General features: G+C 67.3%; 2 protein-coding genes. One reads left to right on the forward strand and one right to left on the reverse strand.

The features are described 5' to 3' along the window. Nucleotides 1–129 precede the first annotated feature (129 nt). Nucleotides 130–621, forward strand: a complete 492-nt coding sequence (locus AB0J09_RS64950) for a hypothetical protein (RefSeq protein WP_360714491.1) — start codon at nt 130–132, stop codon at nt 619–621. Between the two features lie 279 nt (nt 622–900). Here the strand turns inward: AB0J09_RS64950 and AB0J09_RS64955 are convergent. Next, nucleotides 901–1,314, reverse strand: a 414-nt coding sequence (locus tag AB0J09_RS64955; protein ID WP_360714493.1) for a helix-turn-helix transcriptional regulator, incomplete at its 5' end; no start/stop codon positions are given.

The following is a 1,314-nucleotide window of genomic DNA, read 5'->3' on the forward strand; positions in this document are numbered from 1 at the left end:
AGGAGCGAGTGCAGAGGTGTCTCTTCACGTGAGCTGCCATCTACAGTTACGGTTTGCAGGCGCTGTGTGACTCTTTGCAGTCGCACATTCTCTGCCGATTGCGCGCGGCGCCAGTACGTGGAGGTCGGCATGACGTTGGGCGAAGCATCGCTGCTGGAGCAACTGGCTGCGGACGAGGAGTCCGTCCGCAGGCAAATTGAGTCGTTGCGTGAGCAGGTGGCGGCCCTAGAAGAGCAGCTGAGCGACCTGGCCACCGCTCGAAGGATAGTCGCGCCGATGCTGGCCAGGCATTCCCAGCCCGCGCAAGCGCCTTCTGGCGGCACGCCTGCCACCCCGACGCACACCTTGCCGGAGAAAGTCGCGCCGGCGCCGAAACAGGTCACCGGGCTCGACCAGCGGGTCGTCGTGATCATGGCGAGTTCCGGACGGACGATGCGTGCCAAAGAAGTGGCTCAAGCGCTGGGCGAGCCTGACGTGCGAGGCCGGGTGGAGACCACCCGGGCACGGCTCAAGCGGCTGACGGCGCTCGGATGGCTGACTCAGCACGAGCCGGGCCTGTTCTCCATCGCCGCGGGCATCAATGGCCACGCGCTGGGGGGAGTCGCCAACGACGAGGCATAGAGCGACGGACACATTGCAGGCCAGGCGTTCAACGACGGTCGTGGGACGCCGGGCCGGACGAGCAGGGTGCCGCCGAGATTAGGCCCTCGGCGGCACCCGAGGTTGCGTGAGCACCCTCCAGGTTCTAACTGACAGTGTCTCGCGCACTCCCGAGAGTAACTCGAATGGGGGCCTTTGGGGAGGCGTCGAGCCTGGATTTCGCCTGCCCTGCGATCAGCAGGGCAGGCGAGGGAAGGATCGACGATGCCCTCACCAGGGCGAGAAGGGGTCCGGCGAGGGTCAGCTTCCGCCCGCCCCGGCGGGCGAAGCAGGCCACAGTCGGACGGCCAGGCCGGCCTCCAGTTGGGCGATGGTGGCCACATCCGGCCAGCAACGCCCGACGACCACGTCGTTGACGGTCTGCCGGTTCACCCCACTGACCTCGGCCAGCCGGCGGAAACTCAGCCCCCGCTCGGCCATCACTGCTTGCAGAGCTGCGGCGATGGCCTGGACGACGGCGGCGGCCGGATGGCCGGACAGATTCGCGTGGGGCCAGTTCTCCGGGTCGTCGGCCAACTCCCGGGGAGAGCGGGAACGCCCGCGTCCTCCGACCATGACAAACGACTCCTTTCGGTAGATGTCGTCGTCCTCCGTAACGGCAGGTTGTCCTGCCGCTATGGATGGGGTGTGACCCTCGACGCGGAAACCTCGGCG

The sequence above is a fragment of the Nonomuraea sp. NPDC049784 genome (genome assembly GCF_040659615.1).
GTDB lineage: Bacteria > Actinomycetota > Actinomycetes > Streptosporangiales > Streptosporangiaceae > Nonomuraea.

Coding starts and splice junctions, on each gene's coding strand:
- AB0J09_RS64950 (WP_360714491.1), top strand. CDS start 130: ATGACGTTGGGCGAAGCATCGCTGCTGGAGCAACTGGCTGCGGACGAG.